Raw genomic sequence first — 25,238 nt, 5'->3', positions numbered from 1 at the left:
GTCGTGGGTTAAGGTCAGCACGATCTTGTTGACTCGTCCATGAGTGCTCAGCTTTGTAGCAGCGTTCAAATAGGCCGCTGACTCCTAATAATTAAGTGAAGCGGGCCAGTTGCCCCATGGTGCAGATTTGCCTTGGGTGTGCCACTGAACGTCAAAAACATCGCCGGATGTCTTGACTCGCAGCACTTCCTGCGCGGCTCGCTCACTTTGTTTGATGGTCTCTTGACAGGCCCGCTGGCCTGGCTTGTCTGCGCGTTGACAAACACACTATTGAATTGCGAGATAGAACGGATGAAGCCGAGCGTGACCCTCACTCGGCTGCGCTGTGCAAGCACTGACAGATATGTGAGCACATGAGCGCATCTGGGTCGACTGACGCAGCCGAGAATCCAGCCTGTTGGCGGCCATTAGAAAACAGTGACAGGTAGTCTTGACACCCGTTCGCGCGTTGGCGCGAACGGGCTAGACAGCATCTCTAATAAAACGCAGGGCTACTTCTTGTTGCCAGCACTCGGGCCAGGACCTGTGCTGGTGCCCGTGTTCGCACTCGGGCCAGGGCCTGTGCTGGTGCCTGTGCTTGCACTCGGGCCAGGACCTGTGCTGGTGCCCGTGTTTGCACTCGGGCCAGGGCCTGCGCCGCTGCCGTAACCCGGCCCTCCTCCCTTTCCGGGACGCGGATTTGGCGGTGTTTCAGGCAATGTCACGCCCTGAAGCCTGGCCCGCTCCTGCATTTGTTGATGGTGCTCCAAGCGGAAGGCTTCGCGCTCTTGCTCGGTTTTTAGGGTCCGCATTTGGGCCTGATACTTCGTGCGCTCTTGCGACGTCATCAACTGGCTGCCGTAAATAGGATCACGCAACCGGTCTCGATCACGGGTCCTGTCCGGTGTTTGATCCCCGGTGTGGTCCCTGAGTTGGTCACGGGTTTGATCCTGCGCGAATGTGCTTGTGCTCATACCGGCAACCAACAGTGAAGCGGCGGCAGCCAGTACCCACCGTGAAACGCCAATTTTTCGTACTTTCATATGCTTCTCCCACGTTGCTAAAACTTGAATCCACACGTCAAGCGGACTGGCCACGTGTTGTGCGTGCCAGCGCTCTTACACGGGTTCTCATTTAAACAATGTCTCTGCCACGCGGCATGACAATTCGCATTTGCATCGGTGTGGCCGCAGAAGAGGCCAGCCTGGCCATGACCCCGGCTGGTGACACCCTGTACTCGGTGTGGGCCCAGCAGGCCGACGGCGTGCATGAGGCCAGGTTCGCCCGCGTCTGGTACGACGACACCAACTTCACAGCCACGACGCCGGCGTTCAGTTATGTCGCTCCGAAGAAGACTGTGCTGACCGCGGCGATGGTGAATGAGAAAGACGACGCCGGCGGTGGCTGCTCGGCCGCCACGGCTGAGCGCCCGGTCGACCCGATGCTGCCACTGCTGGCCGCACTTGGCCTGATTGGCTGGGGCGTGCGCCGCACCCGCCGCAGCTAAGGCCGCATCCATCGGGGCTTTGCCGCCCCGTTGACATCAAAACACCGCCTGTTGCCAGGCGGTGTTTTTGTTATCAGGTCTGAACCAGCAGCGCTGCCAGTCCAAAGCCGGCGTTGTAGTAAGCATGCACCAGCATGGCCGGCCAGACGCTTGCCATACGCTCGCGCAGGTGACCCAGCACCAGCGACGGCCCGGCCACAGCCAGCGCCCAGGCCAGCGGCTGGGCACGCAAGTGCAAGGCCACAAAACCCACCGTGACCAGCACATTGGCCAGCGTGACCGGGCCCAACCGCAGCGCCTGGCCCTGCCGGCTGCTGAGTCGCAGCGCCTGCCCCTGCAAGATGCCGCGAAACACAAGTTCTTCAAGCACGGGTTGAATCACTATGAATGAGACCCAGGCCAACACCCCGGCGGGATGGCGCATGGCTGGACCAACCCACAAGGCAAGGGCCAGCCAGATCGGCACGGCGGCCAGCAGCGCCAACATGCCATGAGGGTCCCGCAGCCACGCCCACCAGCCCTGGCCGGGGCGTTGCAGGCCGCATTCCTGGGCCAACGTTGGGGTTGAGGACGGATCGGGCAAAAGAGACATGCGGCATATCGTCGCACAGCGGCGCTTGGTGCTGGCGCAAGGTCAAGAAAAAGGGCGTCCGTCTGGACGCCCTTCAAGTGAAACAGTGCAGTTTTTCGAAGGCCTGCTACAACCGGGTATCTTCGGAAAATAGGTTGATTAAGCGTGTGGCTGCGCAGGCACCCAAAGCTGCAGGCGCGGCAGCATCAGGCGGTAGGGCGCCAGCAGCACGGCGGCCATCAGCCACTTGATGCCAAGGTCACCCGTGGCCAGCATCAGCCAGTTCATGTCGGAGCCGTAGAAGGCCAGAAAGAAGAAGATGCCGGTGTCGACTACAGACGCCACCACCGAGCCAATCAGTGGCGCTTTCCACCACGACATGGTGCGCAGCTTGTTGAAGGCCACGATGTCCAGCAACTGGCCCACGATGAACGCCACGCCAGAAGCCACGGCAATGCGCCAGGGCGCCAAGGCCAGCGACACCAGCACGGCAATGGCAAAGCCGGTCCAGGCGACGCGGCGCGCAGCGCTTGCCCCAACGGCGCGGTTGGTTAAATCTGTGACCAAAAAGGCCACCGGGAAGGTGAACGCACCCCAAGTCAACCAGTCGTTGATGGGAAATTGCACCAGGTAATTGGACGCGGTGATGACGATCAACATCGCCAAAATTGGGCGCCAAAGTGTCAAAAGTGAAGTTTGCAGGGTATTTTTCATGGCGGCATTATCGCAGCAGCCATGCAATTTGGAAGCAATGGACTGCCACGTTGCAGCGTGCCTGGTCATTGCTAATTTTTGGCCGTCATGGCGAGCGAAGCGCGGCAATCCATGCATGCGGCGGAAATTGGGTAAGCTCCAAACCCTATGAAAGCTTACCGCGCCGCCATTCTTCGTTTTGCACCTGAGGGTGACCCGCATCAATTGGCCGTGTTTGAGGACGACGGCCTGCTGGTGGTCGGACCCAACGCCCAGGGTACCCAGGTGGTGCTGGCTGTGGGGCCTTACCGCGCGCTGCAGCCCCGCTTTGCCGATGTGCCGGTAACGCACTGGCCGGGCCGCATCATCGCCCCCGGGTTCGTGGACTTGCACAGCCACTACCCACAAACCAACGTGATTGGCTCACCGGCTGAAGGCTTGCTGCCGTGGCTGGAAAATTACACGTTTCCTGAAGAAAAACGCTTCTCAAGCCCCGAATACTGTACGCAAGCAGCTACTTTTTTTATAGCTGAATTGCTGCGCAACGGGGTCACGACGGCGCTCACGTTTGCGACCTCGCATCCCACATCTGTCAACGCCTTGTTTACGGAGGCGCAAAAGCACAAGCTGCGCCTGATCACTGGCCTGTGTCTGATGGACCGCCATGCCCCAGTCGACCTGCTCAACCAGCCTTCGGTCAGGGGCGGCACAGATGCCACCGAGCAAAGCCTGCTCGACACGCAAGCTCTGATTGCACGCTGGCATGGTGTGGACCGCCTGGGCTACGCCATCACGCCGCGTTTTGCACCCACCAGCAGCGACGCCCAGTTGCGTGGGGCGGGCGAGTTGGCGGCGCGTTACCCGGATGTCTGGATTCAGTCCCACGTGGCAGAAAACCACGAGGAGATTGCCTGGGCGCGCGATCTTTTTCCGACATCCAGCAGTTACCTGGCCACCTATGCCGACTTTGGCCTGCTGCGCCAGCGCGCCATTTACGCGCACTGCATCCACTTTGACGACGCTGACCGGGCGCTGATGCGTGATGCCGGAGCTGCCGCTGCCGTCTGTCCGACCAGCAACTTGTTTCTGGGCAGTGGTTTTTTCGACTACGCCGGGGCTGACCGCGTGGGCTTTCAGTACGGGCTGGCCAATGACGTGGGCGGCGGCACCAGCTTCAGCCCGTTTCACACCATGCTGGCGGCCTATTACGTCGGGCGCGAAGGGCAGACCAAAGCGGGGTTGTCACTGTCGCCGCAACACCTGTGGTGGCAGCACACGGCCGGTGCTGCGCGGGCTTTGGGGCTGGAAGGTGTGGTGGGCAACCTGCAACCGGGTTGTGAGGCTGACTTCGTGGTGCTGAACCCGCAGGCCACGCCGCTGCTGGCGCGTAAAACGGCGCTGGCCAGCAGCCTGGACGAATTGCTGTTTTCGATGATTGTGTTGGGCGATGACCGGTTGGTGGAGCGAACCGTGATTTATCAAGCCTTTTAGGCATGTAGACCTTTATTTATAAGCGTAACCAGCTATTTAATATATAGCAATATTGGCTCTCCCTGCCAAGGGTGTGCCACCGAACAGACGGGTGACAGTTCTCGGCAGTATCTTTAGCTGAATGAATTGCATCTCTTTTGATGGTTCGCAAGCGTTCATCGGCGCGCTGAGTGCAAACTTTCACCCTACGCTGATCGCGCTGCGATGAACTCCCCAATTGTCCATGCCGAACCTGTTTTCATGGCCCGTAGCCTGACCAAGGTTTACGGCGAAGGTGATACCGCGGTCCATGCGCTGCGCGGGGTCGATCTGGACATTGTGCAGGGTGAGTTTGTCGTGTTGCTCGGCGCTTCCGGCAGCGGCAAATCAACCTTGCTCAACATTTTGGGCGGGCTGGATACCGCGACCAGCGGCTCGGCCTGCTGGACCCATGCGGGCCAGACGCATGAACTCATTGGTGCAGACGATGCCGAGCTGACCCGTTACCGGCGCGAGCATGTGGGTTTTGTGTTCCAGTTCTACAACCTGATCCCCAGCTTGACCGCACGCGAAAACGTGGCGCTGGTGACGGACTTGGCCGCCGACCCGATGAAACCCGAAGACGCGCTGGAACTGGTCGGCTTGGGGGCGCGGCTGAACCACTTTGTGGCGCAACTTTCGGGCGGCGAGCAGCAGCGCGTGGCCATCGCGCGCGCCATTGCCAAAAACCCTGCCGTGTTGTTGTGCGACGAGCCCACTGGCGCGCTGGACTGCGCCACCGGCGTGATGGTGCTGCAAGCCATTGAACATGTGAACCGTGAGCTCGGGACCACCACCGTGGTCATCACGCACAACGCCCCGATTGCCGAGATGGCCGACCGCGTGCTGCGCTTGGCCGATGGCCGCATTGTGGAAACCCGCGTCAATACCCGCAAGGTGGCGGCCTCCAGCCTGAACTGGTAGCACAAGCCACGAGCCACCCACGAGCCAGCCATGAAAGCCATCCACATCAAGCTCTGGCGCGACCTGACCCGCTTGCGGGCTCAGGTGGCCACGATTGCACTGGTGGTGGCGATTGGTGTCGCGGGGTTTGTCGGCATGTTCTCGGTGCACGAATCGCTCAAGGGCTCGCGAGATGCGTTTTACCGCGACAACCGTCTGGCAGAGGTGTTTGCAAGCGTCAAACGCGCGCCGGTGCACTTGCGCGAACGGCTGGCGGCCTTGCCGGGTGTGGCCGAGGTCAAGCTTGATGTGGTGTTTGACGCACAGGTTGATTTGCCCGGGGTTGAGCCGCCAGTGACTGGCCGCTTCATTGGCGTCGATCTGGCGCGCCTGCACGCCAACCGCCAGGGCATGAACGCCCTGACGCTCAAACGCGGGCGCTGGCCCGAGAGCGATGGCGTGCTGGAGGCCTTGGTCAGTGACCGTTTTGCCGCCGCCCGCAACCTGAACCCTGGCGACAGCGTGCACGCCGTCCTGAACGGCAAACGCGAACGCGTTTTTTTGGTGGGCACGGTGGCCTCGCCCGAATACGTGTTTGCCTCGCAAGGCGGCGCGCCCGATGACCAGTCGTTTGGCATTTGGTGGATAGCCGCCGCCCGGATGACTGATGCCTTTGACATGCAGGGCGCGTTCAACCAGGTGGCGCTGCGGCTGGATGCGGGCACTGCAGTGCAGCCGGTGATTGACGGCGTCGACCATCTGCTGGAACCCTATGGCGCGATTGGCGCGACCGGGCGCGACAAGCTGCTGTCGGCCAAGATTGTGGAAGACGAGCTGTCACAACTCAAGGTGATGGGCACCGTGCTGCCGTCGATCTTTTTGGCCGTGGCCATGTTCATCCTCAATGTGGTGCTGAGCCGCCAGGTCGCAACCCAGCGCAGTCAGATTGCCGCACTCAAGGCGCTGGGTTACAGCGACGGCGCCATTGCCTGGCACTACATTCAGCTGGCGCTGGCCATTGCCGGGCTGGGTGTGCTGGTGGGTCTGGGCTTGAGCCAGTTGATCGGGCGCGGCATGCTTGGCCTGTATGACGAGGTGTTTCGCTTCAATGGCCTGGCCTATGTGACCAATCCGTGGCTGATCATCACCTCGCTGTTGATCGCCGCCAGCGCCGCCGCACTGGGCACCTGGACCGCCATCCACGCGGTGGTGCGGCTCAAGCCCGCACAAGCCATGTTGCCCCCGGCACCACCAAGCTTCAAGCCGACATTGATCGAGCGACTGGGCCTGGGCCGCCTTGTGAGCACCGGCACCATGATGGTGATCCGAAATTTCGAGCGCCGCCCGCTGCGCGCCGCCCTGACCGTGACCGGCATTGCGCTGGCGGTGGCCCTGCAAATCTCGGGCGCGTTCTGGATGGATGCCATCGCGCACATTGTGGACGTGCAGTTTCGCCAGGTGCAGCAGGGCGATGTGCTGGTCACCTTTCAACGCTCGGTGCCGCTGGGTGTGGTGCAAGACCTGAACCGTTTGCCTGGCGTGATGGCCGCCGAGCCCTATCGCAGCGAGCCGGTGCGGGTGCGCCTGCATGGCCGCAGCGAGGACACGGCTTTGAGTGGCTTCCGCCCTGACGCCAGACTGATGCGCGTGGTGGACGAGCAGCGTGGCGCGGTGGCCATGCCGGCACACGGCGTGGTGCTGTCGGCCCTGCTGGCGCGCGCGCTGGATGCCCGCGTGGGTGACCATGTGGCGCTTGAATTCCGCCTGTGGAGTCAGGTGCAGACTGAGGTCGAGGTGGTCGACATCGTGCACACCATGTTTGGCAAACTGCTTTACATGAACCTGGACGCCATGAATGCCCTAGCACGCGACGGCTCTGGCGTGGCCAACGCGGTGCTGCAGGTGGATCCACAGGCCATAAGCGCCTTCTGGGCCGCAGTGAAAACCGCCCCGGTGATCAACGCCGTGTTTGACAAAGCCGGTGCCATGGCCAACTTCAACAAGACCACCTCGCGCAACATGGGCGTGTTCAGCGGCATCCTCACGCTGTTTGCGGTGGCCATGGCGGTGGGCATCATCTACAACGCCGCACGCATCTCGCTGTCCGAGCGCGCCTGGGAGCTAGCCAGCCTGCGCGTATTGGGCATGACGCGCGCCGAGGTCTCGGTGCTGCTGCTGGCCGAACTGGGTGCCGAACTGTTGCTGGCGCTGCCGATTGGCGCATTGCTGGGCTACGCGCTGGCCACGTTGATGATGCAGCTGATGTCGTCCGATGCGATTGATTTTTCTGTGGTGATCGAGCCGTCCACCTACGCGTCGGCCGCGCTGATTGTGCTGGCCGCAGGCATTGCAAGCGCGCTGCTGGTGCGCCGCCAGATCGACCGGCTGGACCTGGTTTCTGTTTTGAAAGTACGCGAATGAACGAGAAAACCTCTACCCAAAAAACCCGGCGCTGGCTCATTGGCGCGCTGCTGCTGGCCGCTGCTGCTGCCTTGGTTTACGCTATTTACCGGCCACGCCCGCTGCTGGTGGAGGTGGCCACGGTGGCCACCGGCACCTTCGAGCAAGCCATTGAAGAGGACGGTCGCCTGCGCATCAAAACCCGCTACATCATCACCGCGCCCACCCAGGCCGCTTTGCTGCGCCCAAGCCTCAAGGTGGGTGATGCGGTGAAGGCTGGCGATGTACTTGTCACCTTGGAGCCGGTGGCCCCGCAGATGATTGATGCCCGCACCCGCAGCGTGCTGCAGCAGCGTGTGGGCAGTGCCGATGCCGCCCGAAGCGCCGCAGCAGCGCAGGTGCAACGCGCCCAGACGGCGCTGGCCCAGGCCACGCTCGAAGCTGGTCGCGCCACCAAGCTAGCGCAAGAAAACTTCATTTCCCCAGCCGCCCGCGACCAAGCCACGCTGGCCCGTCAAGCTGCCCAGCAGGCTTTGAATGCCGCACAGGCCGAGCGGGGCGTGGCCGACTATGCCGTGGCCGAAGCCCGTGCCGCGCTGGCCCGTGCCGAACCCACAGCCGCAGGTCAATCCAGCGGCCGCTGGGACATCAAAAGCCCGGTGGACGGCCAAGTGCTCAAGCTGCACCAAGACAGTGCCGTGACGGTGACCGCTGGCCAGCCGTTGCTTGACATTGGCAACACTGGGGCCATGGAGGCGGTGATCGACGTGTTGTCAGGCGAGGTCACGCAGATTGAACCCGGCGCGCCGGTGCGGCTGTCACCGGGCGGCGGTGTGCCAGCCATGGCGGGAAAAGTCACACGCGTGGAGCCCGTGGCGTTTACCAAGGTGTCGGCGCTGGGCATTGAAGAGCAGCGCGTGAACGTGATCGTGGCCCTGGAGCCAGTAGCAGACGGGACGCAGGCCGCGGCGGCACAGCCCAGCATCGCCCAACTGGGCGACGGCTATCGGGTGGATGCGCGCATCACCGTGTCGTCCCACCCGCGTGCCTTGCTGGTGCCCACCGCAGCCTTGGTGCGCGATGGCCAGCAGTGGCGCGTGTTCGTCGTCGTCGACGGCCATGCGCGCGCCCGGCCGGTGCAGCTGCAAGATCGCAACGCGGATGTGGCTTGGCTCAAAGACGGGTTGCGCGAGGGGGAAGCGGTGGTGCTGTACCCGGGCAGCATGGTGACGGATGGGCAGGCGGTGAAAGTGCGGGGCGGGTAGGTAGGTCGATCAACCAATGGGGCAATGGGTGAGCCTGCGAGCCTGCATTTTGAGTAAATTTGGCCTGTATATCTGGAATCTTTTCAGTAGTTTGCAATTTTTATTGCAGTGCGTGCAGGTGCTGGCGAGTGAAGGGTGTCCCGCAACACATACTCTGCTGCTATCAAGTCGAGCGACGCAAACCCCACTGATTTGAAGACAGTGATGTCCTGCTCCGACATTCGCCCGACAACTTTGGGCGAGGGTGCTAGCAACTCTGCCAGCTCTCCCAGCACGTCAGTGTCCATGATCAGTCCGGCCCGCAAGGCTTGCAGGACCTCCCCCCCTTTTTGCATGACGGCTTCCCGTGAGTCGACAAAGAGCCGGACTTTCGATAGAAGTTGCGGTTCGGCCTCTGCCATCTGGGGGGTGAATGCGCCTATCAAGCTCAGGTGTGTCCCGGGTTTGACCCAGTCACTTTGAATGAACGGCTGGGTTGCCGTCGTCGCGGCCACCACAATGTCCGCGTTGGCCAAGGCACTTTGCAGGTCACTCGTGGCGCTGGCCGAAATCCCAATGAGGGCAAGTTTTTCGACCACGGTTTTGGCATTATCAAACGAGCGCCCCCAAATGGTGATCTCGGACAAATCAAACACGCTGCGGTGCGCCATGACCATGGCCATTGAAAGGGCTCCGGTGCCCAAAATCGCCAGTTTTTTACTGTCCGGTCGAGCCAGTAATTTAGCGCCCAGTGCAGCTGTGGCGGCTGTGCGCCGCAGAGTCAGTTCTGTGCCATCAATGACGGCCAATGTTTGGCCGTCATCACATGACGTGACCACGTACACCGCTGAAACTGCGGGCTTACCTTTGGCGTTGTTCCCGGGCCAGATGGAGACAATTTTGGTGCCCATGATGCCATGCGGTTTCCACGCGGGCATGATCAGGACCGCACTGGCATCATGGTTGGGATTTAAAAAAATGCGTGACGGAGACTCGATGGGTTCCAGCAGGCCCATGGCAAGTGCCTGGATCAGTGGTTCGTAGGGAGTTAGGCGGGTCACATCGTCTTTGGAGAAAAATTGCATGGTGAATCGGTCAGGTTGGAGAAAAACTGCGCTGGCAGCGTCAGACACTTTTTGTCGCACGTGGATTGGTCGTGCTGACCCACAACACTTCCGCATTCTCCGGGCTGACGCTGATGACCCGGTGCCCCATGCGGCTGTCTATGTACCAGGAGTCGCCCGTGCCCAGCCGCACGGGTTCGTAATATTCTGTAAAAAGCTCAATCTCACCAGTCAATACGTAGACGAATTCCTCCCCAGTATGACGGCTCCAATCTTCAAAATCATCAAAGGAACGTGCCAAAATTCGGGTTTTAAACGGGATCATGTCTTTGTTCGACATGTCATTGCACAGCAGGACGTGATCGTAATAAGGTGTGTGATGGCTCTGACCACAGCCCTTGCGCGAGATGCTGCGTCGTCCGCTGCCTGAAATTTTTTCTGTCGGTTCAAACAACTCACTGATGTCGATTTTCAGGCCGGTGGCCAATTTGATCAGTGCGTCGTATGTCGGCGACATCAAACCATTTTCTATTTTTGACAGGGTGGAGCGTGCCAAACCTGTGGCCTGACTGGCCTGCTCCAGAGTCCAGTCCAGTTTATTACGCTGCGTACGCACGCGTTGGCCAAGCATTGCCTCGCTGTTGATGGGGCCAGATGGTTCGCTCATTTCAATGTTCCGAATGTAGGGGTGGGGCTCAATGTCCGCCAAGGTAGGCTTGTCGAACTTCAGGGTTTGCCATCAATTCTGCCCCAGAGCCTTCCATTCGCACCGAACCATTCACCAGCACATAGGCGCGATCTGCCAAAGCAAGCGCCTGGTTGGCATTTTGTTCCACCAGAAAAATGGTCTTGCCACTCGCTGCAATGTGTTTGAGTGCATCAAACACGGTTGCGATAACCTTGGGTGCCAAACCGAGCGAGGGCTCATCAAGCAAGATCATGCGGGGGCGTCCCATGAGTGCGCGTGCAATCGCCAACATCTGTTGTTCGCCGCCGGACATGGTGCCAGCCCGTTGATTGCAACGCTCTTTCAGCCTGGGAAACAGCGTGAACATTGCGTCACGGTCGGCATCTACATGTTCAAGCCCCACTGGCACGGTGCCCATGATCAGGTTTTCCTCGACGGTCATGGCCGGGAAAATGTGGCGACCCTCTGGCACTTGTGCCAAACCCCGCTTCGCAATATGGTGTGAAGCCACCTGCGTGATGTCCTCGCCAGCAAAGTGAATGCTGCCCTGGCGTACCTGGGGTTGGCCAAAAATGCTCATGAGCAGCGTTGATTTACCGGCCCCGTTGGCCCCGATCAAGGACACAATTTCGCCCTCGTTGACTTCCAGCGACACATTGCGCAGGGCCTGGATTGGCCCGTAAAAGGCATCGACGTTTTTGACTTGAAGCATGGGAGTCATTGAGTTGTCGCCTTTTCGTCAGTCTTCTCGTCAACTCCCAGGTAGGCATGGATCACGGCGGGTGAACTGGCGACCATTTGCGGAGTACCCATCGCAATGACTTTTCCATGGTCCAGCACAACAATGTGGCCACTGATGCCCATGACCAGCCCCATGTCATGTTCAATGAGCAGCACGGTGACGCCGTGATCTTGTCGCAGTTGCTGAATGAGCGTTGCCAAGTCTTCGGTTTCGCGGGGGTTCAGTCCTGCGGCAGGTTCATCCAGGCAAATCAGCTTGGGGTGTGTACACATTGAGCGCGCAATTTCGAGCCGCCGCTGGTGGCCGTAGGGCAATGTGCCTGACAGGCGGTTGGCGCAGTCGCGCAGGCCAACCACATGGAGCCACCACATGGCGTGGTCGATCGCGGTTTGCTCTGACGAACGGTAACTGCGGGTGCGAAAAAAGCCAGCCAGCAAATTGTGGTTCAAATGGTGGTGCTGCGCCACCAGCAGGTTTTCCAGCACCGTCATTTCACGAAACAGGCGGATGTTCTGGAACGTGCGGGCAATGCCCTGTCGGGCGATGCGATGTGAACCGCCAAACAATCTGGACGCCAGCAGGTTGCCCAGGTCTATCGACTGACCGTCAACCGTCAATTCGATGTTGCCGACACTGGGCCGGTAAAAACCGGTAATGCAGTTGAATACGGTTGTCTTGCCAGCCCCGTTGGGGCCAATCAATGCCGAAATGGAGCCAACCGGAATGTTGAAGTTCACATCAGTCAAGGCTTGAATGCCGCCAAAGCGCATGCCTAAACTACGCACCGTGAGCAGGTTGTTGCCGGAGGTCATGATTTTGTTTCAGGCAGTGTGAATGTCGGGCGGCGCGTGCGAATCAAGCCGCGGGGTCGCCAAATCATCATGAGTACCATCAATATGCCAAACGCCAGAATCCGGAAATCTGCAAACTCACGCAGCATTTCCGGCAGCAAGGTCAGCACAAAGGCGGCCACAATGACACCGACGATCGAGCCCAGCCCACCCAGCACCACAATCGCCAGAATCAGCGCTGACTCAAAAAAAGTGAAAGAAGTCGGGTTGACAAAGCCCTGGTAGCTGGCGAAAAAGACCCCCGCCAAACCGCCTGTCATGGCCCCCATCATGAAGGCCGAAAGTTTGACCACCACCGGGTTGATGCCCAGTGAACGGCAGGCAATTTCATCTTCGCGCAATGCCTCCCAGGCCCGCCCCATGGGCATGATGCGCAGCCGGTAGATCCAGCTGATCATCAGCACGACCACCAGGAACAAAACAACATAGAGAAACAGGAATTTCATGTTGGGGTTGTAAGCCCAGCCCATGAATTCGTGGAACGGTGTGCCTCCGAATTTGGCGAGACGGGTGAATTCCAGACCGAACAATGTCGGGGCTGGCACCGGCAGACCATTCGGGCCACCCGTCACTTCCAGCCAGTTGGTCAGCACAAGGCGGATGATTTCACCAAACCCCAAAGTCACAATGGCCAGGTAGTCGCCGTGGGTTCTGAGCACGGTAAAGCCCAGCAGTCCTCCCAAGGCGGCGGCGAGCAAAGGCGACAAGGCCAGGGCACCCCAAAATCCCAGGCCCCAGTGTTGGGAGCCCAAGGCGAGAAAGTAGGCACCTACGGCGTAAAACGCGACAAAACCCAGATCAAGCAGCCCCGCCAGACCGACCACAATGTTCAGGCCCAGTCCCAGCAACACGTAGATCATGGCCAGCAACAAGGACTTCATCACGTAGCTGTTGTCAACAAAAACAAAGGGCAGGGCAAATGCGACCAGCCCGGCCACGGCGCTGATCCGCGCCCACTTCCGCCATTCATTGGCTGTCTGCACCGTTGCCGCCTGGGCCTTTTTGATGGCAGAACGGTCCATCTGTTTTTTGGCCCAGCCCGTGTTTAGTGTGGCCAGAAACAGCACGCGTCCCAGTGTGACGACGGTGGCCAACCACATTGGCCGCTGCCAGTTGGGAATGAAGTCAAGCCCGGCAAGTCGCAGCCCCGTGATGGGACCAAACACTATCCAGGCCAACACAAAAGTGAACAAGGCGTCACGTGGCAGATCGCGCCACGCGGCGGGTGTTTTTGCTGTGGCACCGGGCGCATTTTTTGGAAGCGAACTCATACTTTCTCCACCGCCGGACGGCCCAGCAGGCCACTGGGTTTGAAAATCAGCACAATGATGAGTACCGAAAATGAGAACACATCTTTGTAATCCGTGCTGACGTAGCCGGAAAAGAGTGACTCCAGCAGACCCAGCAAAACACCACCAAGCAGAGCACCTGGCAGCGAGCCAATGCCGCCCAGAACGGCGGCGGTAAATGCCTTGACGCCCACTACAAAGCCGATGTAAAAATCAAAGGAACCGTAGTTGAGCGTCACCAAAAAACCAGCGATGCTCGCCGATACGGCGCCAATCACAAACACGATGGAGATGACTTGATGGGTGTCAATGCCCAGCAAGGTCGCCATCTTGGGATCTTGTTGCGTGGCGCGACAGGATCGACCCAAGCTTGTGTATTTGATCATGTAGGCCAGCCCCGCCATGCTGGCCATCGCCACCAAGACGATCACTATCTGGATGTAGGTGATTTGAAAAAACTGATCCTCACCAGTCCCTAGCCAAATACGAAAAGCGCCGGCCAGGTAGGGCTTGATGCCCTGTGGATTGGGGCCTTGGGCAAGCTGAACATAGGCTTGTAAAAAGAGAGAAACGCCAATAGCCGAAATCAGAGGCGTTAATTTGGGTGCCCCCCGTAAGGGTCGGTAGGCAACCCGTTCGATCACCCAGCCATAGACGCCGGTGACCGCCATCACGAAAACCAGTGCAATCAACAGAGTTGGGGCAATCGCCTCGACCCCAAAGTAGGCCAGCACGCTCAGTGTGATGCCCGTGACGTAGGCCGAGACCATATACACGTCGCCATGGGCAAAGTTGATCATGCCAATGACCCCATACACCATGCTGTAGCCCACGGCGATCAAGCCATAAATCATGCCCAGCACCAGCCCATTGACTACTTGCTGGCCGAAGATATGTCCATCCATTGTGGATTCCTGTTCTGTGACGAGACGGAGGACTGACAGACCATTTCGTCAACCCCGTCACCCCTGTCTCGGCATTGCCAAGACGGGGCGTGAGCGGCGTGATGAATGATGGCTTAGGTCTATTTGGAGACGCGAACGTAAGTGCCGTCGTCTTTGTAGACGCTCACCACATAGGCTGCCGAGGTCAGGTCACCTTTGCTGTCCCATGATTTTTTGCCCAGAATGGTCTGAACCGGATTGGCCTTGATCCATTTGGCCATGGCTGCGCCCGAGGTGGAATTGCCGCTCTTCAATGCTGCAGCGGCTACTTGCACACCTGCATAGGTGTACAAAGTGAAGCCAGCGGGTTCGAAGCCACTTTTGCGGAATTTTTCAACCACAGCCTTGCCATCAGGAATCAGGCGTGGGTCTTCACCAAACGTCACCAGCACGCCCTTCAAGACAGCTTTGCCACCGGCTGCCACAGCAAAGGTGTCTTCAACCGCACCATCGGTCACCATGAACTGGGTGTTGATGCCTTGTTCACGCACCTGCCGCAGCAAAGTTCCTGCTTCTGAGGACAAACCGGCAAAATAAATCAAATCGGCTTTGGCTGATTTGATTTTGGTCACCAGAGCGTTGTAGTCTTTTTCACCCCGAGTCAAGCCCTCGTACATGACTTCCTTGATGCCCCGTTTGTTCAATTGCGACTGGGTCGCGTTGGCGACACCTTGCCCATAGGTGTCCTTGTCGTGAATCAGCACGATGGTTTTGGCTTTTAGGACGTCAACGATGTAGTTACCCGCCACCAAGCCTTGCTGGTCATCGCGCCCACAGGTCCGCAGGACGTTTGGCATGTTTCGTTCTGTGATTTTGGGATTGGTTGATGCCGGTGTGATCATGAGCATGTCGGCCTCTGCATAAGCTTCAGAGGCAGGGATGGTGCTGGACGAGCAAAAGTGTCCGACCACCACGTTGACTTTGTCGCGTTCGATCAAACGCGAGGCAACCGTCACCGCTTGTTTGGGTTCACAGGCATCGTCACCAATGACGATCTCCACCTTTTTGCCATTGATGCCGCCCGCGGCGTTGATGTCTTCTGCTGCGAGTTGTGCACCCTTGCGCATTTCTTCCCCATAGGCCGCTATACCACCGGTCATTGGGCCAGCCACGCCAATTTTGTACACCGCTTGCGCCATGGCACCTGTTGCGGCCAGCAGGCAAGCTGCTGCTACCGATGCATTGATCCATTTTTTCTTCAGAGAAAGTTTCATTCGTTCAACTCCAGTATCAAAAATGCTCATTGCCGGTGAGCGATTAGGCAGACAACAACCCAGCCCGCTGTGGGCACTACACATCAAATCGAACACCCTGCGCCAGCGGGAGTTCTTTTGAATAATTGATCGTATTGGTGGCTCGGCGCATGTAGGCACGCCAAGAGTCTGACCCAGACTCGCGCCCGCCGCCGGTTTCCTTCTCTCCACCAAAAGCCCCGCCGATTTCCGCGCCGGAGGTCCCAAGATTTACATTGGCAATGCCGCAGTCCGACCCGGCCACACTCAGGAAGGTCTCGGCCTCGCGCAAGTCGTTACTGAAAATGGCGGATGACAGGCCTTGCGGCACATCGTTTTGAATCGCCAGGGCATCGTCAAAGTGGTCGTAGCCAAGCACATACAAAATGGGCGCAAAGGTTTCATGGCGCACGGTGTCGGTTTGTGCGGGCATGTCGACCAAAGCTGGTTTTACAAAGTATGCATGGGGAAACTGCTCCTGCAGCACCCGTTCCCCACCAAACACCTCGCCACCTTCTGCACGGGCGTTGGCCAGCGCCTGTTGCATGGATTGAAAAGATGCCCGGTCAATCAGGGGGCCAACCAGTGTTCCGGCGGTCAATGGGTTGCCAATTGGCAAGGCCTGATAGCCTTTTTTCAGGCGTTCGAGCAGGCTTGTTTTGATGCTTGAATGCACGATAAGACGCCGCGTGCTCGTACAGCGTTGTCCGGCGGTGCCCACGGCGGCAAAAAGAATGCCACGCACCGCCAAATCCAGATCGGCACTTGGCGTGATGATGACGGCGTTGTTGCCCCCCAATTCCAGCAGGCTGCGGGCAAAACGCCGCGCGACATTCGGTCCGACTTCCCGTCCCATGCGGGTGCTTCCCGTGGCAGAAATCAGGGCCACCTTGGGATGGTTGACCAAGGCCTCTCCCACTTCCCGGGCACCTACCAGCAACTGTGACAAGGCCGCTGGCGCGTCGCCAAACCGTTTGGCTGCACGCTCAAACAGGGCTTGACTAGCCAGTGCCGTCAGCGGGGTCTTCTCTGAGGGTTTCCACACCACCGAGTTGCCACACACAATGGCCAGCGCAAAGTTCCAGGACCAGACCGCCGTGGGGAAATTGAACGCACTGATCACACCCACCACCCCCAGCGGATGCCAGGTTTCCATCATGCGGTGTCCAGGCCGCTCGGATGCGATGGTCAAGCCATAAAGCTGACGTGACAAGCCCACGGCAAAGTCGCAGACATCAATCATTTCCTGTACTTCGCCCAGTCCTTCGGAGAGAACTTTGCCCGCTTCCAGCGAGATCAACTGCCCCAAGTCGCTCTTGGCCAGGCGCAACTCTTCGCCCAGCAGGCGGATAAGCTCGCCGCGTCGCGGTGCGGGTATATGGCGCCAAGTCATGAATGCCTGCTGAGCGGCGTCGATGGTTTTCGTCACCTCTTCTTGTTCATGGATGTGGACGCGACCCAGTTCGCTGCCGTCAATTGGAGAACAAACGACGAGTGTCCCGCCTGTATAAGTAGACGAGGCAACCCCCATACGTTGCATGAGCGGAGAAAGGAGTTCATTCACTTTGGGCATAAAATTTTCTTTTAATAAAAAGGTTTCGTAAAGGAATTATATTGATAGATAATGAAATAAATCAACTAATTTGAACTTTTTATTTCTATGGAAAATTTCGATGTGATCATCGTCGGCGGTGCTGCCGTCGGTAGCTCTGCTGCGTACTTCCTGGCGGCCCAACCTGACTTCAAAGGCTCGGTGCTGGTGCTGGAAAAGGACTTCAGTTATGAAAAATGTGCGACCACGCTCTCCGCGGCGTCAATACGGCACCAGTACTCAACCGTCGGCAATATCCAGATGTCCCAGTTTGGGACGCAGTTCATCAAGCAGATCTGCGACTACCTGTCGGTTGGTGGTGAAAGCCCCGACATCGGTTTCCATGAAAAAGGCTATCTGTTCCTCGCCACAGAGGCCGGGAAAGACATCCTCGAATCCAACCACCAGGTGCAGCGCAGTTTGAACGCAGACGTGGTTTTGCTGGCCCCTGCCCAATTGCAGGCGCGTTACCCCTGGATGAACACCGATGATCTGTATGCCGGCTCGTTTGGCCAGTCCGGCGAAGGTTGGCTCGATGCCTACAGCCTGATGCAGGCGTTTCGGCGCAAAGCCATTTCCTTGGGCGTGCAGTACCGCCAAGCTGAGGTGGCAAGCATGGTGCGCACCGGTCGCCACATTCAATCGGTGCGCCTGACCGATGGGTCCACGGTGAGCTGCTCCACACTCATCAATGCATCCGGTACGGGTGGTCCTCAACTGGCCAAAACTGCTGGCATCACCCTGCCGGTGGAAGCGCACAAACGCTGTGTCTTTCATTTCACCTCGTCAGCACAGACGCCGAACTGTCCCATGGTGATTGACCACAGCGGTGCTTACTTCCGGCCCGAGGGCAACGGCTATATCTGTGGCATTTCCCCGCCCGCCGACCAGGACCCGGAATGTTTTGATTTTGATGTGCAGCACGGTTTGTTTGACGACGTGCTCTGGCCCTTGTTGGCCAACCGGGTACCGGGTTTTGAGGCGATCAAAGTGAAAAATTCTTGGGCTGGCCACTACGACATGAATATGTTTGACCACAATGTCATTCTGGGCGCGCACCCGGAGGTGGACAACCTGCTGTTTGCCAATGGCTTCAGCGGTCACGGCATGCAGCAAGCACCCGCCGTGGGCCGAGCCTTGTCGGAACTGGTGACCTATGGCGAATACCGCACGCTGAACTTGTCCGATTTCGGTTGGCAACGTGTTCTTGAAAACCGGCCCATGCTGGAAATCAACGTCGTTTGAGAAACCAACCACACCTACACAGCATGAGGAAGTACAGAGATGAACGAACAAGCTGATTTTTTGATAATTGGGGGTGGCATCGCTGCCGCATCGGTGGGGTACTGGCTGGCACCCCATGGCCGCGTGGTGTTGCTGGAGCGCGAGTCGCAGCCGGGCTACCACGCCACAGGACGTTCGGCGGCGCTGTTCATGGAAAGTTACGGTACACCCCAGGTCTGTGCGCTCAGCAAGTCCAGTCGCAGTTTCTTTCAGGCCCCGCCTGCAGGGTTCAGTGAGCGCCCCTTGGTTTCCCCGCGTGGGGCCGTCATGGTGGCGAGCCAAGGTCAGGAGGCCCTGCTGGCTGAGCATTGGGACACCCTGCGCGCCCTCTCACCCAATGTGACATTGCTGAGCAGTGCTGACACCTGCGCGCTGGTGCCGGTGCTGCGACCCGAGAAAGTGATAGGTGGCATCTACGATCCCGATGCTGTGGACATCGATGTCGATGCGCTGCTTCAGGCTTACCTGCGCGGCCTACGTCGGGCAGGAGGCACCGTGGTCTGCAACGCAGAAGTCACCGGGGTCAAGCGGGTCGGCTCGTTGTGGGAGGTGTTGGCAGGTGATGTCCGTTATGAAGCACCTATCGTCATCAATGCCGCCGGGGCCTGGGCAGATACCATCGCTGAACTGGCTGGTGTATCGCCCATCGGGTTGGAGTCGCGCCGTCGCTCGGCCTTCATCTTCGCCCCACCCGAGGGTTTTTCCTCCGCCCACTGGCCCATGGCCTTTGGTATTGCCGATGACTGGTACTTCAAGCCCGACGCGGGTATGTTGTTGGGCTCACCTTCCAATGCCGATCCGGTCACGCCGCAGGACATTCAGCCCGAAGAGCTGGACATCGCCCTCGGTATTTACCAGATCGAGGAAATGACCACGCTGACCATCCGCAGGCCAACCCGCACCTGGGCCGGTTTGCGTTCGTTTGTGGCCGACGGCGGGCACGTGGGTGGTTTCGACACCCAGAAGCCCGGTTTTTTCTGGGTGGCGGCACAAGGCGGCTCCGGCATCATGTCTTCGCCCGCCATGGGTGAAGCCTGTGCGTCACTGGTGCGCGGGCTGCCGTTGCCCGCGCACATCAAGGCCAACGGCTTGACGCCGCAAAATCTGGGCGCAGCCCGGTGCTGAGCGTGGCTGCCCCTGAGACACAAGCAACTATTGCAAACAGAGAAAGACGGAGAACATCATGACCCTGGTTGTCGCCTACGTACCACGTCCCGAAGGCCAAGCGGCCCTGGACAAAGGTATCGAAATTGCCAAACGTCGCAATGAACGCCTGATTGTGGTGAATGCCAGCCCTAACGGAAATACGGGGGACTCCGCCTATGTGGATGTACCGGATTTCGAACGTGTGCAGTCTTTGCTTGAACAAACCGGACTTGACGTGGATTTCAAGCAGTTTGTTAGGGGCAAAAATGCGGTGGAAGAAATTCAGGAACTGGTGGAATCCGTGCAGGCTTCCTTGCTCGTCATCGGGTTGCGAAAACGCACGTCCATTGGCAAGCTCATCATGGGCAGCGTCGCTCAGGAGCTTCTTCTAACGGTTTCTTGCCCTATTCTGGCTGTCAAGGCCCAGTGACGCGTCCAGTGCCATTTGGCGGCAAGTCGGGGTCGTGTTGTATTCTGTGTGGCCACGGGCCTCCAGCACCGCACTTCAACCGCATTGCGCCAGAAGCTAGTGGCGAAACGCCCGCACCAGAGGGGCCTGCGCGCGCGACTCGGGATAGACCAAATACCGACCTGTTCAAACCAATCCGCCCACTGGGTAGGGCGGGTGGTTTGTTGCAACACCACCACCGATGACAAGTCCTGAATCTGCCGGATGCCGTGCTGCTGCTGGTAGCCGGGGCTGCAAAGCGGCACCACTTGTTCATGCATCAGGTATTCACATACCGCACCGGCCCAATGGGGTGTGCCGAAATGGATGGCTGCATCCAGCGGCACCTGGGCGAAGTCGAAGGGTTCGTGGCGGGAGGCGATATTCACGGTCACATCCGGATAACGCGCCGAAAAAACCACCAGGCGGGGAATCAACCAGCGTGTGCACAAGGTGGGCAGCACCGCCAGGTTGAGCAGCCCGCCACCGTTTGACCATGCCATGGCTTTTTGTGTCGCTCCGAGAGTTGTTGCAGCACCGCGCGAACGTCGGCGGCGTAAACCCGGCCGGCATCGGTCAGCACCACGCGCTGGCGCACGCGGTGAAACAAGGCCATGCCGAGTTGCCCCTCCAGCTGGCGGTTCTGGCGCGAGACCGCGCTTTGCGTCAGGTGCAACTCTTCCGCCGCAAGCGAGATGCTAGCGTGGCGCGAGGCCGACTCAAAAGCCAGCAGGTCGGCGACTGGCGGCAAAAAACTTTTCCGAAACATGATCATGCACTTTTAGAATGAACTAGCAGTACGTCATCGCGCTATTTCAGGGCTATAGCGCAATGAATATGTGGGCTAGAGGCGGATGATGGCTTTTTTTGTTAATTAAGTTCTGTCTATATTTGCATGAAGTCTTTCCAAAAAGTCACTATACAAAAGCGCCGGAATCGGGGATATTTGCCTCTTTTCCATCCATGCGATCACGCCTGTTAACTCGACAAGCTCTATCCACGCCGTCTGTACGGCACTGCGCTGAACGTCACTTCTTCTCTTCATTTTCTGGAAACCTACCCATGACACTTTCTCGTACCGGCGGCCAGATCCTGGTTGACCAACTCATTGTTCACGGCGTAGAGCAGTTGTTTTGCGTCCCAGGCGAGAGCTTTCTGGCCGTGCTGGATGCGCTGCACGAAGCGTCGATTGCGGTCTCCGTGTGCCGCCAAGAAGGCGGCGCAGCCATGATGGCCGAAGCCCAAGGCAAGCTCACCGGGCGACCCGGCATCTGCTTTGTGACGCGTGGCCCCGGCGCCACCAACGCCACAGCGGGTGTGCACATTGCGCATCAGGATTCAACTCCGCTGCTGCTGTTTGTCGGCCAGGTGGCGCGCGGCGCGCTGGGCCGGGAGGCCTTTCAGGAACTGGACTACAGCGCGGTATTTGGCACCATGGCCAAGTGGGTGGTGCAGGTTGACGACGCCAAACGCCTGCCCGAATTGGTGTCGCGGGCCTTCCATGTGGCCACCTCAGGGCGACCCGGCCCGGTGGTGATTGCCCTGTCGGAAGACATGCTGACCGAGGCGGCAAGTGTGGCCGATGCCCTGCCGTATGCGGTGACCGAAACCCATCCCGGTGCCGCACAACTGGCTGAGCTGCAAGACCGTTTGGCCAAAGCGCAGCGCCCGGTCGTCATCCTGGGGGGCAGCCGCTGGTCAGAGGCGGCGGTGCAGCAGTTCACGGCTTTTGCCGAAGCCTTTTCACTGCCGGTGTATTGCTCGTTTCGTCGGCAGATGTTGTTCAGCGCCAAGCACACGTCTTATGCGGGTGACCTGGGGCTGGGTGCCAACCCGCGTTTGCTGGCGCGCATCCGCCAGTCTGACCTGGTGTTGCTGGTCGGCGGGCGCCTGTCCGAGGTGCCGTCGCAGGGGTACGAACTGCTGGGTATTCCCACGCCGCAGCAAGCGTTGGTGCATGTGCATGCCGATGCAGATGAGTTGGGCAAGCTGTACCGCGCCGCCCAGTCGATTCACGCCACACCGCAAGCCTTCGCCCAAGCCGTGTCCACGTTGCACCCCACGGCCCCGGTAGCCTGGACGGCCGAGACCCTCGCGGCGCGCGAAGACTACCTGCGCTGGAGCGACCCGGCCCCGATCCGCATTCCCGGCCCGCTGCAAATGGGCGAGGTGATGCAACACCTGCGTGAGGTGTTGCCTGCAGACACCATTTTTTGCAACGGTGCCGGTAACTTTGCCACCTGGGTGCACCGCTTCTGGCCGTTCACCACTTACGCCAGCCAGTTGGCCCCCACCAGCGGCTCCATGGGTTACGGCCTGCCCGCTGGTGTGGGGGCCAAGCGCCTGTGGCCGCAACGTGAGGTGGTGGTGTTTGCTGGCGACGGCGACTTCATGATGCACGGCCAGGAATTTGCCACTGCCGTGCAATACGGTCTGCCGATCATTGTGGTGCTGCTGGACAACGCCATGTTTGGCACCATCCGCATGCATCAGGAGCGCCATTACCCGGGACGTGTCAGCGCCACCCAGCTTAAAAACCCCGACTTCTGTGGTTACGCCCAGGTGTTTGGCGGGCATGGGGAACGCGTCACCACCACCGCAGAGTTTGCCCCGGCGCTGGCACGCGCCCGGGCCAGCGGCAAACCAGCCATCCTGCATTGCCTGCTGGACGCGCAAGCCATCACCCCGACCAGCACGTTGGATGGCATTCGCGACGCGGCTCTGGCGTTCATTATGAACAAGTGATTGCAGAAACCCATGCCGCCAACGCATGGGTCTTGGCACGTGTGACCAAACGATACCCGTTGCCCAAAAGAGGCGTGATCACTTTGTCACTGGCGCAATAGGCAGCGGCCAGATGTTCATCCCAATCCTTGACCGGATGTCGCTCAATGCGCAAGGCCACCAACTGCATCAGTTCAGTCGCAGTGCCATCACGCTGCCCTTCGGGTTGGTTAGCAAAAAAATACCATGCTGCAGAACCCCGGCTGCCGGTGCATGACCGGTTAACCCATGCGTTTGTGGAAATGCACCGATATAGTGCTACCTGTCGCGTGTGTTCGTTGAAACGTGCCATCCGCCCGGCGCGAATTTTGCGATCAATATTTTTTACCTTTGAAAGTCGAAAGATGCAAGCCAAGCCACCCACTACGCTTCGAATGAAGGTTCTGACGCTGACAGCAACCGTTGTTCTTGTCGCATTTGCGTTGACCATCGGGTTGCTGACCCAGCAGGCCACCACGCTGCAAAAAGAAGTCATCCTTCAATACACAGAACAACTTGCTTTGACCCATGCCGGTCAGGCTTCGGGACGCCTTGAGGTGGCACTGGACGCTGCGCGCACCATGGCCAATACGTTGCGAGGTATCAAGTCAGTTGAGCTCACCAGCCGCGCCGCTACGGATGCCCTGCTGAAAAGTGTGCTGGAAGGTGACCCCAATTTTCTCGGGGTCTGGACCTGTTGGGAGCCCAATGCGTTCGACGGCAAGGATGCCGAATTCGTCGGCAAACCAGCCCACGATGCCACTGGTCGGTTTATTCCGTACTGGAACCGGGGTGCCGGCAGTATTGATGTCGAAGCCCTGGTGGACTATGAAAAGCCAGGCGCGGGCGACTATTACCTGCTGGCTAAACAGTCAGGTGAGGAAACATTGATTGAGCCTTACGCTTACAAAGTCGGTGGCAAGGAGGTGCTGATGACATCGGTGGTGGTACCGATCACGGTCAATGGGAAATTTTTGGGCGTTGTGGGTATCGACTTGCCGTTGGATGGTTTTCAGAACGTGGTCAGCAAGATTCGCCCATACGAGACCGGCTTTGCCTCTTTGATCTCCCATGGAGGCCTATATGTGGGTGATGCTGATGAAAAAAATGTCGGTAAGGACATCGGTGCCTCCGAGTTGGCGGTGGCTGCCAAAGGCGCGATCAAGGCTGGTCAAAAGTACGAGGCGCACTATTTCAGCGATCAGCTGCAAACCCCGGTGACCAGTATTTATGTGCCGGTGCATGTCGGTGCCGTGAAGGCCCCTTGGTCGTTTGTTGCCACGGTGCCGGACGACAAAGCCCTGGCTGGGGTGACAAACCTGCGTTATGTCGCCGCCGCACTGGGGCTTTTGAGTGTCATCGTGGTGGTCTTGGGGTTGAATTTTCTGATCACCCGACTGGTGCTGCGCCCGCTGGGGGGGGAGCCCGCCGCCGCCGCTGCCATTGCCGTGCGGGTAGCTGCAGGCCACCTTGATGACCCCATTCAAGTGGCCAACAACGACACCAGCAGTGTGATGGCGCAACTCAAGCACATGCAGGAAAACCTCGCACGCATGGTTATGGCCGTGCGCCAGGGCTCGCATGGCGTGGCCACCGCCAGTGCAGAAATTGCACAAGGCAACCACGACCTCTCGGCCCGCACCGAAAGCCAGGCCAGCGCCCTAGAGCAAACGGCAGCCTCCATGGAAGAACTCAGCGCCACCGTGAAACAAAATGCAGACAGCGCACGCCAAGCCAATCAATTGGCCATGAATGCCTCTTCGGTTGCGGTTCAGGGTGGCGAGGTCATGGGCCGGGTGATCAACACCATGAAGGGCATCAACGATTCGTCACGCAAGATATCCGACATCATTGGTGTCATTGACGGCATCGCCTTTCAGACCAATATTCTGGCCCTCAATGCCGCTGTGGAAGCCGCTCGTGCCGGGGAGCAGGGCCGGGGTTTTGCGGTGGTTGCCAGTGAAGTCCGAAGCCTGGCTGGGCGTTCGGCCGAGGCCGCCAAAGAGATCAAACGACTCATTGGCGCCAGCGAGGAACAGGTCAATCAGGGGTCGGCGCTGGTGGATCAAGCCGGCAGCACCATGGTGGCGTTGGTGAGCGCCATCAAACGTGTGACTGACCTCATGGGCGAGATCAGCGCGGCCAGCAGCGAGCAGGCTCTGGGTGTGGCGCAGGTCGGTGACGCCGTGACTCAGATGGATCAGGTGACTCAGCAAAATGCGGCTCTGGTGGAGCAAATGGCGGCAGCTGCCAGCAGCTTGCAAAGTCAGGCCGATGAGTTGGTGAGCACCATGGCCGTCTTTACGGTCAGTGACGGCGCAGGTCAGACGTTGCCAGGGTTCATGGCCTCGACGCGCGCCCAGGTGCGTTTGCTGTCACGCAACGAATAG

General features: G+C 59.1%; 24 protein-coding genes. 10 read left to right on the top strand and 14 right to left on the bottom strand.

The window, feature by feature from the left end; translation table 11 throughout:
• Positions 1–491: 491 nt before the first annotated feature.
• Positions 492–1,022: a hypothetical protein gene (locus PHQ58_RS00690; RefSeq protein ID WP_300105749.1), complete on the bottom strand. Its 531-nt coding sequence runs from the start codon at positions 1,020–1,022 to the stop codon at positions 492–494.
• A 116-nt stretch (positions 1,023–1,138) separates the two neighbouring features.
• Here PHQ58_RS00690 and PHQ58_RS00685 point away from each other — a divergent pair, with 116 nt between their 5' ends.
• Positions 1,139–1,486: a JDVT-CTERM domain-containing protein gene (locus PHQ58_RS00685; protein ID WP_300105747.1), complete on the top strand. Its 348-nt coding sequence runs from the start codon at positions 1,139–1,141 to the stop codon at positions 1,484–1,486.
• A gap of 73 nt (positions 1,487–1,559) precedes the next feature.
• Here PHQ58_RS00685 and mrtJ read toward each other — a convergent pair whose 3' ends face one another.
• Together mrtJ and PHQ58_RS00675 are read right to left on the bottom strand one after the other, a co-directional pair.
• A complete protein-coding gene (gene mrtJ, locus PHQ58_RS00680) occupies positions 1,560–2,078 on the bottom strand; it encodes a JDVT-CTERM system glutamic-type intramembrane protease (protein WP_300105745.1) in 519 nt (172 codons plus the stop codon).
• A gap of 138 nt (positions 2,079–2,216) precedes the next feature.
• A complete protein-coding gene (locus PHQ58_RS00675) occupies positions 2,217–2,771 on the bottom strand; it encodes a queuosine precursor transporter (RefSeq protein WP_300105743.1) in 555 nt (184 codons plus the stop codon).
• Positions 2,772–2,918: 147 nt separating this feature from the next.
• On the opposite strand from PHQ58_RS00675, the gene guaD reads away from it, so the two are divergent.
• From guaD to PHQ58_RS00655, 4 genes are all read left to right on the top strand, one after another.
• Positions 2,919–4,241, top strand: coding sequence for a guanine deaminase (guaD, locus tag PHQ58_RS00670; protein ID WP_300105741.1), 1,323 nt, complete (start codon positions 2,919–2,921; stop codon positions 4,239–4,241).
• Between the two features lie 204 nt (positions 4,242–4,445).
• Positions 4,446–5,183: an ABC transporter ATP-binding protein gene (locus PHQ58_RS00665; protein WP_300105739.1), complete on the top strand. Its 738-nt coding sequence runs from the start codon at positions 4,446–4,448 to the stop codon at positions 5,181–5,183.
• Between the two features lie 30 nt (positions 5,184–5,213).
• Positions 5,214–7,583 carry an ABC transporter permease gene (locus PHQ58_RS00660; protein WP_300105737.1) on the top strand — a complete coding sequence of 790 codons (2,370 nt, stop codon included), beginning with the start codon at positions 5,214–5,216 and terminating at the stop codon, positions 7,581–7,583.
• A complete protein-coding gene (locus PHQ58_RS00655; protein WP_300105735.1) occupies positions 7,580–8,827 on the top strand; it encodes an HlyD family efflux transporter periplasmic adaptor subunit in 1,248 nt (415 codons plus the stop codon). Before PHQ58_RS00660 ends, PHQ58_RS00655 begins: the two co-directional genes overlap by 4 nt.
• An 83-nt stretch (positions 8,828–8,910) precedes the next feature.
• Here PHQ58_RS00655 and PHQ58_RS00650 read toward each other — a convergent pair whose 3' ends face one another.
• From PHQ58_RS00650 to PHQ58_RS00615, 8 genes are all read right to left on the bottom strand, one after another.
• Positions 8,911–9,891: an ornithine cyclodeaminase family protein gene (locus PHQ58_RS00650; RefSeq protein WP_300105733.1), complete on the bottom strand. Its 981-nt coding sequence runs from the start codon at positions 9,889–9,891 to the stop codon at positions 8,911–8,913.
• A 40-nt stretch (positions 9,892–9,931) separates the two neighbouring features.
• On the bottom strand, positions 9,932–10,537 hold the full coding sequence (locus PHQ58_RS00645) for an XRE family transcriptional regulator (protein WP_300105731.1): 606 nt from the start codon (positions 10,535–10,537) through the stop codon (positions 9,932–9,934).
• A 28-nt stretch (positions 10,538–10,565) separates the two neighbouring features.
• On the bottom strand, positions 10,566–11,270 hold the full coding sequence (locus PHQ58_RS00640) for an ABC transporter ATP-binding protein (RefSeq protein WP_300106062.1): 705 nt from the start codon (positions 11,268–11,270) through the stop codon (positions 10,566–10,568).
• A 5-nt stretch (positions 11,271–11,275) separates the two neighbouring features.
• A complete protein-coding gene (gene livG / locus PHQ58_RS00635; RefSeq protein WP_300105729.1) occupies positions 11,276–12,112 on the bottom strand; it encodes a high-affinity branched-chain amino acid ABC transporter ATP-binding protein LivG in 837 nt (278 codons plus the stop codon).
• The gene (gene livM, locus PHQ58_RS00630) at positions 12,109–13,422 is read right to left on the bottom strand and encodes a high-affinity branched-chain amino acid ABC transporter permease LivM (protein WP_300105727.1); all 1,314 of its coding nucleotides are present in this window, start codon (positions 13,420–13,422) and stop codon (positions 12,109–12,111) included. The genes livG and livM overlap by 4 nt, the downstream gene beginning before the upstream one ends.
• Positions 13,419–14,345, bottom strand: a complete 927-nt coding sequence (locus PHQ58_RS00625) for a branched-chain amino acid ABC transporter permease LivH (protein ID WP_300105725.1) — start codon at positions 14,343–14,345, stop codon at positions 13,419–13,421. The genes livM and PHQ58_RS00625 overlap by 4 nt, the downstream gene beginning before the upstream one ends.
• A 119-nt stretch (positions 14,346–14,464) precedes the next feature.
• Positions 14,465–15,598 carry a branched-chain amino acid ABC transporter substrate-binding protein gene (locus PHQ58_RS00620; protein WP_300105723.1) on the bottom strand — a complete coding sequence of 378 codons (1,134 nt, stop codon included), beginning with the start codon at positions 15,596–15,598 and terminating at the stop codon, positions 14,465–14,467.
• A 76-nt stretch (positions 15,599–15,674) separates the two neighbouring features.
• Positions 15,675–17,189 carry an aldehyde dehydrogenase family protein gene (locus PHQ58_RS00615; RefSeq protein ID WP_300105721.1) on the bottom strand — a complete coding sequence of 505 codons (1,515 nt, stop codon included), beginning with the start codon at positions 17,187–17,189 and terminating at the stop codon, positions 15,675–15,677.
• An 87-nt stretch (positions 17,190–17,276) separates the two neighbouring features.
• Here PHQ58_RS00615 and PHQ58_RS00610 point away from each other — a divergent pair, with 87 nt between their 5' ends.
• The 3 genes from PHQ58_RS00610 to PHQ58_RS00600 are packed head-to-tail and all read left to right on the top strand — an operon-like array spanning position 17,277 to position 20,067.
• Positions 17,277–18,452 carry an FAD-binding oxidoreductase gene (locus PHQ58_RS00610; protein ID WP_300105719.1) on the top strand — a complete coding sequence of 392 codons (1,176 nt, stop codon included), beginning with the start codon at positions 17,277–17,279 and terminating at the stop codon, positions 18,450–18,452.
• A gap of 39 nt (positions 18,453–18,491) precedes the next feature.
• Positions 18,492–19,616 (top strand): FAD-binding oxidoreductase, encoded by a 1,125-nt coding sequence (locus tag PHQ58_RS00605; RefSeq protein ID WP_300105717.1) that lies wholly within the window; start codon positions 18,492–18,494, stop codon positions 19,614–19,616.
• A 58-nt stretch (positions 19,617–19,674) separates the two neighbouring features.
• The gene (locus PHQ58_RS00600) at positions 19,675–20,067 is read left to right on the top strand and encodes a universal stress protein (RefSeq protein WP_300105715.1); all 393 of its coding nucleotides are present in this window, start codon (positions 19,675–19,677) and stop codon (positions 20,065–20,067) included.
• On the opposite strand, the gene PHQ58_RS00595 is transcribed toward PHQ58_RS00600, so the two are convergent.
• Together PHQ58_RS00595 and PHQ58_RS00590 are read right to left on the bottom strand one after the other, a co-directional pair.
• Positions 20,013–20,588: a LysR substrate-binding domain-containing protein gene (locus PHQ58_RS00595; protein ID WP_300105713.1), complete on the bottom strand. Its 576-nt coding sequence runs from the start codon at positions 20,586–20,588 to the stop codon at positions 20,013–20,015. The two genes, PHQ58_RS00600 and PHQ58_RS00595, sit on opposite strands and share 55 nt — an antisense overlap.
• Complete coding sequence (locus PHQ58_RS00590; RefSeq protein WP_300105711.1) at positions 20,519–20,854, bottom strand: LysR family transcriptional regulator; 336 nt, start codon at positions 20,852–20,854, stop codon at positions 20,519–20,521. The genes PHQ58_RS00595 and PHQ58_RS00590 overlap by 70 nt, the downstream gene beginning before the upstream one ends.
• 293 nt (positions 20,855–21,147) lie before the next feature.
• Here PHQ58_RS00590 and PHQ58_RS00585 point away from each other — a divergent pair, with 293 nt between their 5' ends.
• Positions 21,148–22,830 (top strand): thiamine pyrophosphate-binding protein, encoded by a 1,683-nt coding sequence (locus PHQ58_RS00585; RefSeq protein ID WP_300105709.1) that lies wholly within the window; start codon positions 21,148–21,150, stop codon positions 22,828–22,830.
• On the opposite strand, the gene PHQ58_RS00580 is transcribed toward PHQ58_RS00585, so the two are convergent.
• Positions 22,817–23,224: a hypothetical protein gene (locus PHQ58_RS00580; RefSeq protein ID WP_300105707.1), complete on the bottom strand. Its 408-nt coding sequence runs from the start codon at positions 23,222–23,224 to the stop codon at positions 22,817–22,819. The genes PHQ58_RS00585 and PHQ58_RS00580 overlap by 14 nt on opposite strands.
• Here PHQ58_RS00580 and PHQ58_RS00575 point away from each other — a divergent pair.
• Entirely contained in the window at positions 23,214–25,238 is a 2,025-nt protein-coding gene (locus PHQ58_RS00575; protein ID WP_300105696.1) for a methyl-accepting chemotaxis protein, read from the top strand. The genes PHQ58_RS00580 and PHQ58_RS00575 overlap by 11 nt on opposite strands.

Origin of the sequence: Rhodoferax sp., from assembly GCF_028688795.1 — a bacterium.
Classification (GTDB): Bacteria; Pseudomonadota; Gammaproteobacteria; order Burkholderiales; family Burkholderiaceae_C; genus Rhodoferax.
The sequence above is the reverse complement of the archived record's forward strand: the minus strand, read 5'-3'. Positions and strand labels throughout refer to the sequence as shown.

Bases quoted from the DNA above. Each gene is read 5' to 3' on its own strand.
- PHQ58_RS00610 (WP_300105719.1), top strand. From the start codon at position 17,277: ATGGAAAATTTCGATGTGATCATCGTCGGCGGTGCTGCCGTCGGTAGC.
- PHQ58_RS00595 (WP_300105713.1), bottom strand. From the start codon at position 20,588: ATGGCATGGTCAAACGGTGGCGGGCTGCTCAACCTGGCGGTGCTGCCC.
- PHQ58_RS00575 (WP_300105696.1), top strand. From the start codon at position 23,214: ATGCAAGCCAAGCCACCCACTACGCTTCGAATGAAGGTTCTGACGCTG.
- livG (WP_300105729.1), bottom strand. From the start codon at position 12,112: ATGACCTCCGGCAACAACCTGCTCACGGTGCGTAGTTTAGGCATGCGC.
- PHQ58_RS00640 (WP_300106062.1), bottom strand. From the start codon at position 11,270: ATGCTTCAAGTCAAAAACGTCGATGCCTTTTACGGGCCAATCCAGGCC.
- PHQ58_RS00665 (WP_300105739.1), top strand. From the start codon at position 4,446: ATGAACTCCCCAATTGTCCATGCCGAACCTGTTTTCATGGCCCGTAGC.
- PHQ58_RS00600 (WP_300105715.1), top strand. From the start codon at position 19,675: ATGACCCTGGTTGTCGCCTACGTACCACGTCCCGAAGGCCAAGCGGCC.
- PHQ58_RS00590 (WP_300105711.1), bottom strand. From the start codon at position 20,854: ATGTTTCGGAAAAGTTTTTTGCCGCCAGTCGCCGACCTGCTGGCTTTT.
- livM (WP_300105727.1), bottom strand. From the start codon at position 13,422: ATGAGTTCGCTTCCAAAAAATGCGCCCGGTGCCACAGCAAAAACACCC.
- PHQ58_RS00585 (WP_300105709.1), top strand. From the start codon at position 21,148: ATGACACTTTCTCGTACCGGCGGCCAGATCCTGGTTGACCAACTCATT.
- PHQ58_RS00675 (WP_300105743.1), bottom strand. From the start codon at position 2,771: ATGAAAAATACCCTGCAAACTTCACTTTTGACACTTTGGCGCCCAATT.
- PHQ58_RS00645 (WP_300105731.1), bottom strand. From the start codon at position 10,537: ATGAGCGAACCATCTGGCCCCATCAACAGCGAGGCAATGCTTGGCCAA.
- PHQ58_RS00655 (WP_300105735.1), top strand. From the start codon at position 7,580: ATGAACGAGAAAACCTCTACCCAAAAAACCCGGCGCTGGCTCATTGGC.
- PHQ58_RS00615 (WP_300105721.1), bottom strand. From the start codon at position 17,189: ATGCCCAAAGTGAATGAACTCCTTTCTCCGCTCATGCAACGTATGGGG.
- PHQ58_RS00685 (WP_300105747.1), top strand. From the start codon at position 1,139: ATGACAATTCGCATTTGCATCGGTGTGGCCGCAGAAGAGGCCAGCCTG.
- guaD (WP_300105741.1), top strand. From the start codon at position 2,919: ATGAAAGCTTACCGCGCCGCCATTCTTCGTTTTGCACCTGAGGGTGAC.
- PHQ58_RS00620 (WP_300105723.1), bottom strand. From the start codon at position 15,598: ATGAAACTTTCTCTGAAGAAAAAATGGATCAATGCATCGGTAGCAGCA.
- PHQ58_RS00690 (WP_300105749.1), bottom strand. From the start codon at position 1,022: ATGAAAGTACGAAAAATTGGCGTTTCACGGTGGGTACTGGCTGCCGCC.
- PHQ58_RS00625 (WP_300105725.1), bottom strand. From the start codon at position 14,345: ATGGATGGACATATCTTCGGCCAGCAAGTAGTCAATGGGCTGGTGCTG.
- PHQ58_RS00650 (WP_300105733.1), bottom strand. From the start codon at position 9,891: ATGCAATTTTTCTCCAAAGACGATGTGACCCGCCTAACTCCCTACGAA.
- PHQ58_RS00605 (WP_300105717.1), top strand. From the start codon at position 18,492: ATGAACGAACAAGCTGATTTTTTGATAATTGGGGGTGGCATCGCTGCC.
- mrtJ (WP_300105745.1), bottom strand. From the start codon at position 2,078: ATGTCTCTTTTGCCCGATCCGTCCTCAACCCCAACGTTGGCCCAGGAA.
- PHQ58_RS00660 (WP_300105737.1), top strand. From the start codon at position 5,214: ATGAAAGCCATCCACATCAAGCTCTGGCGCGACCTGACCCGCTTGCGG.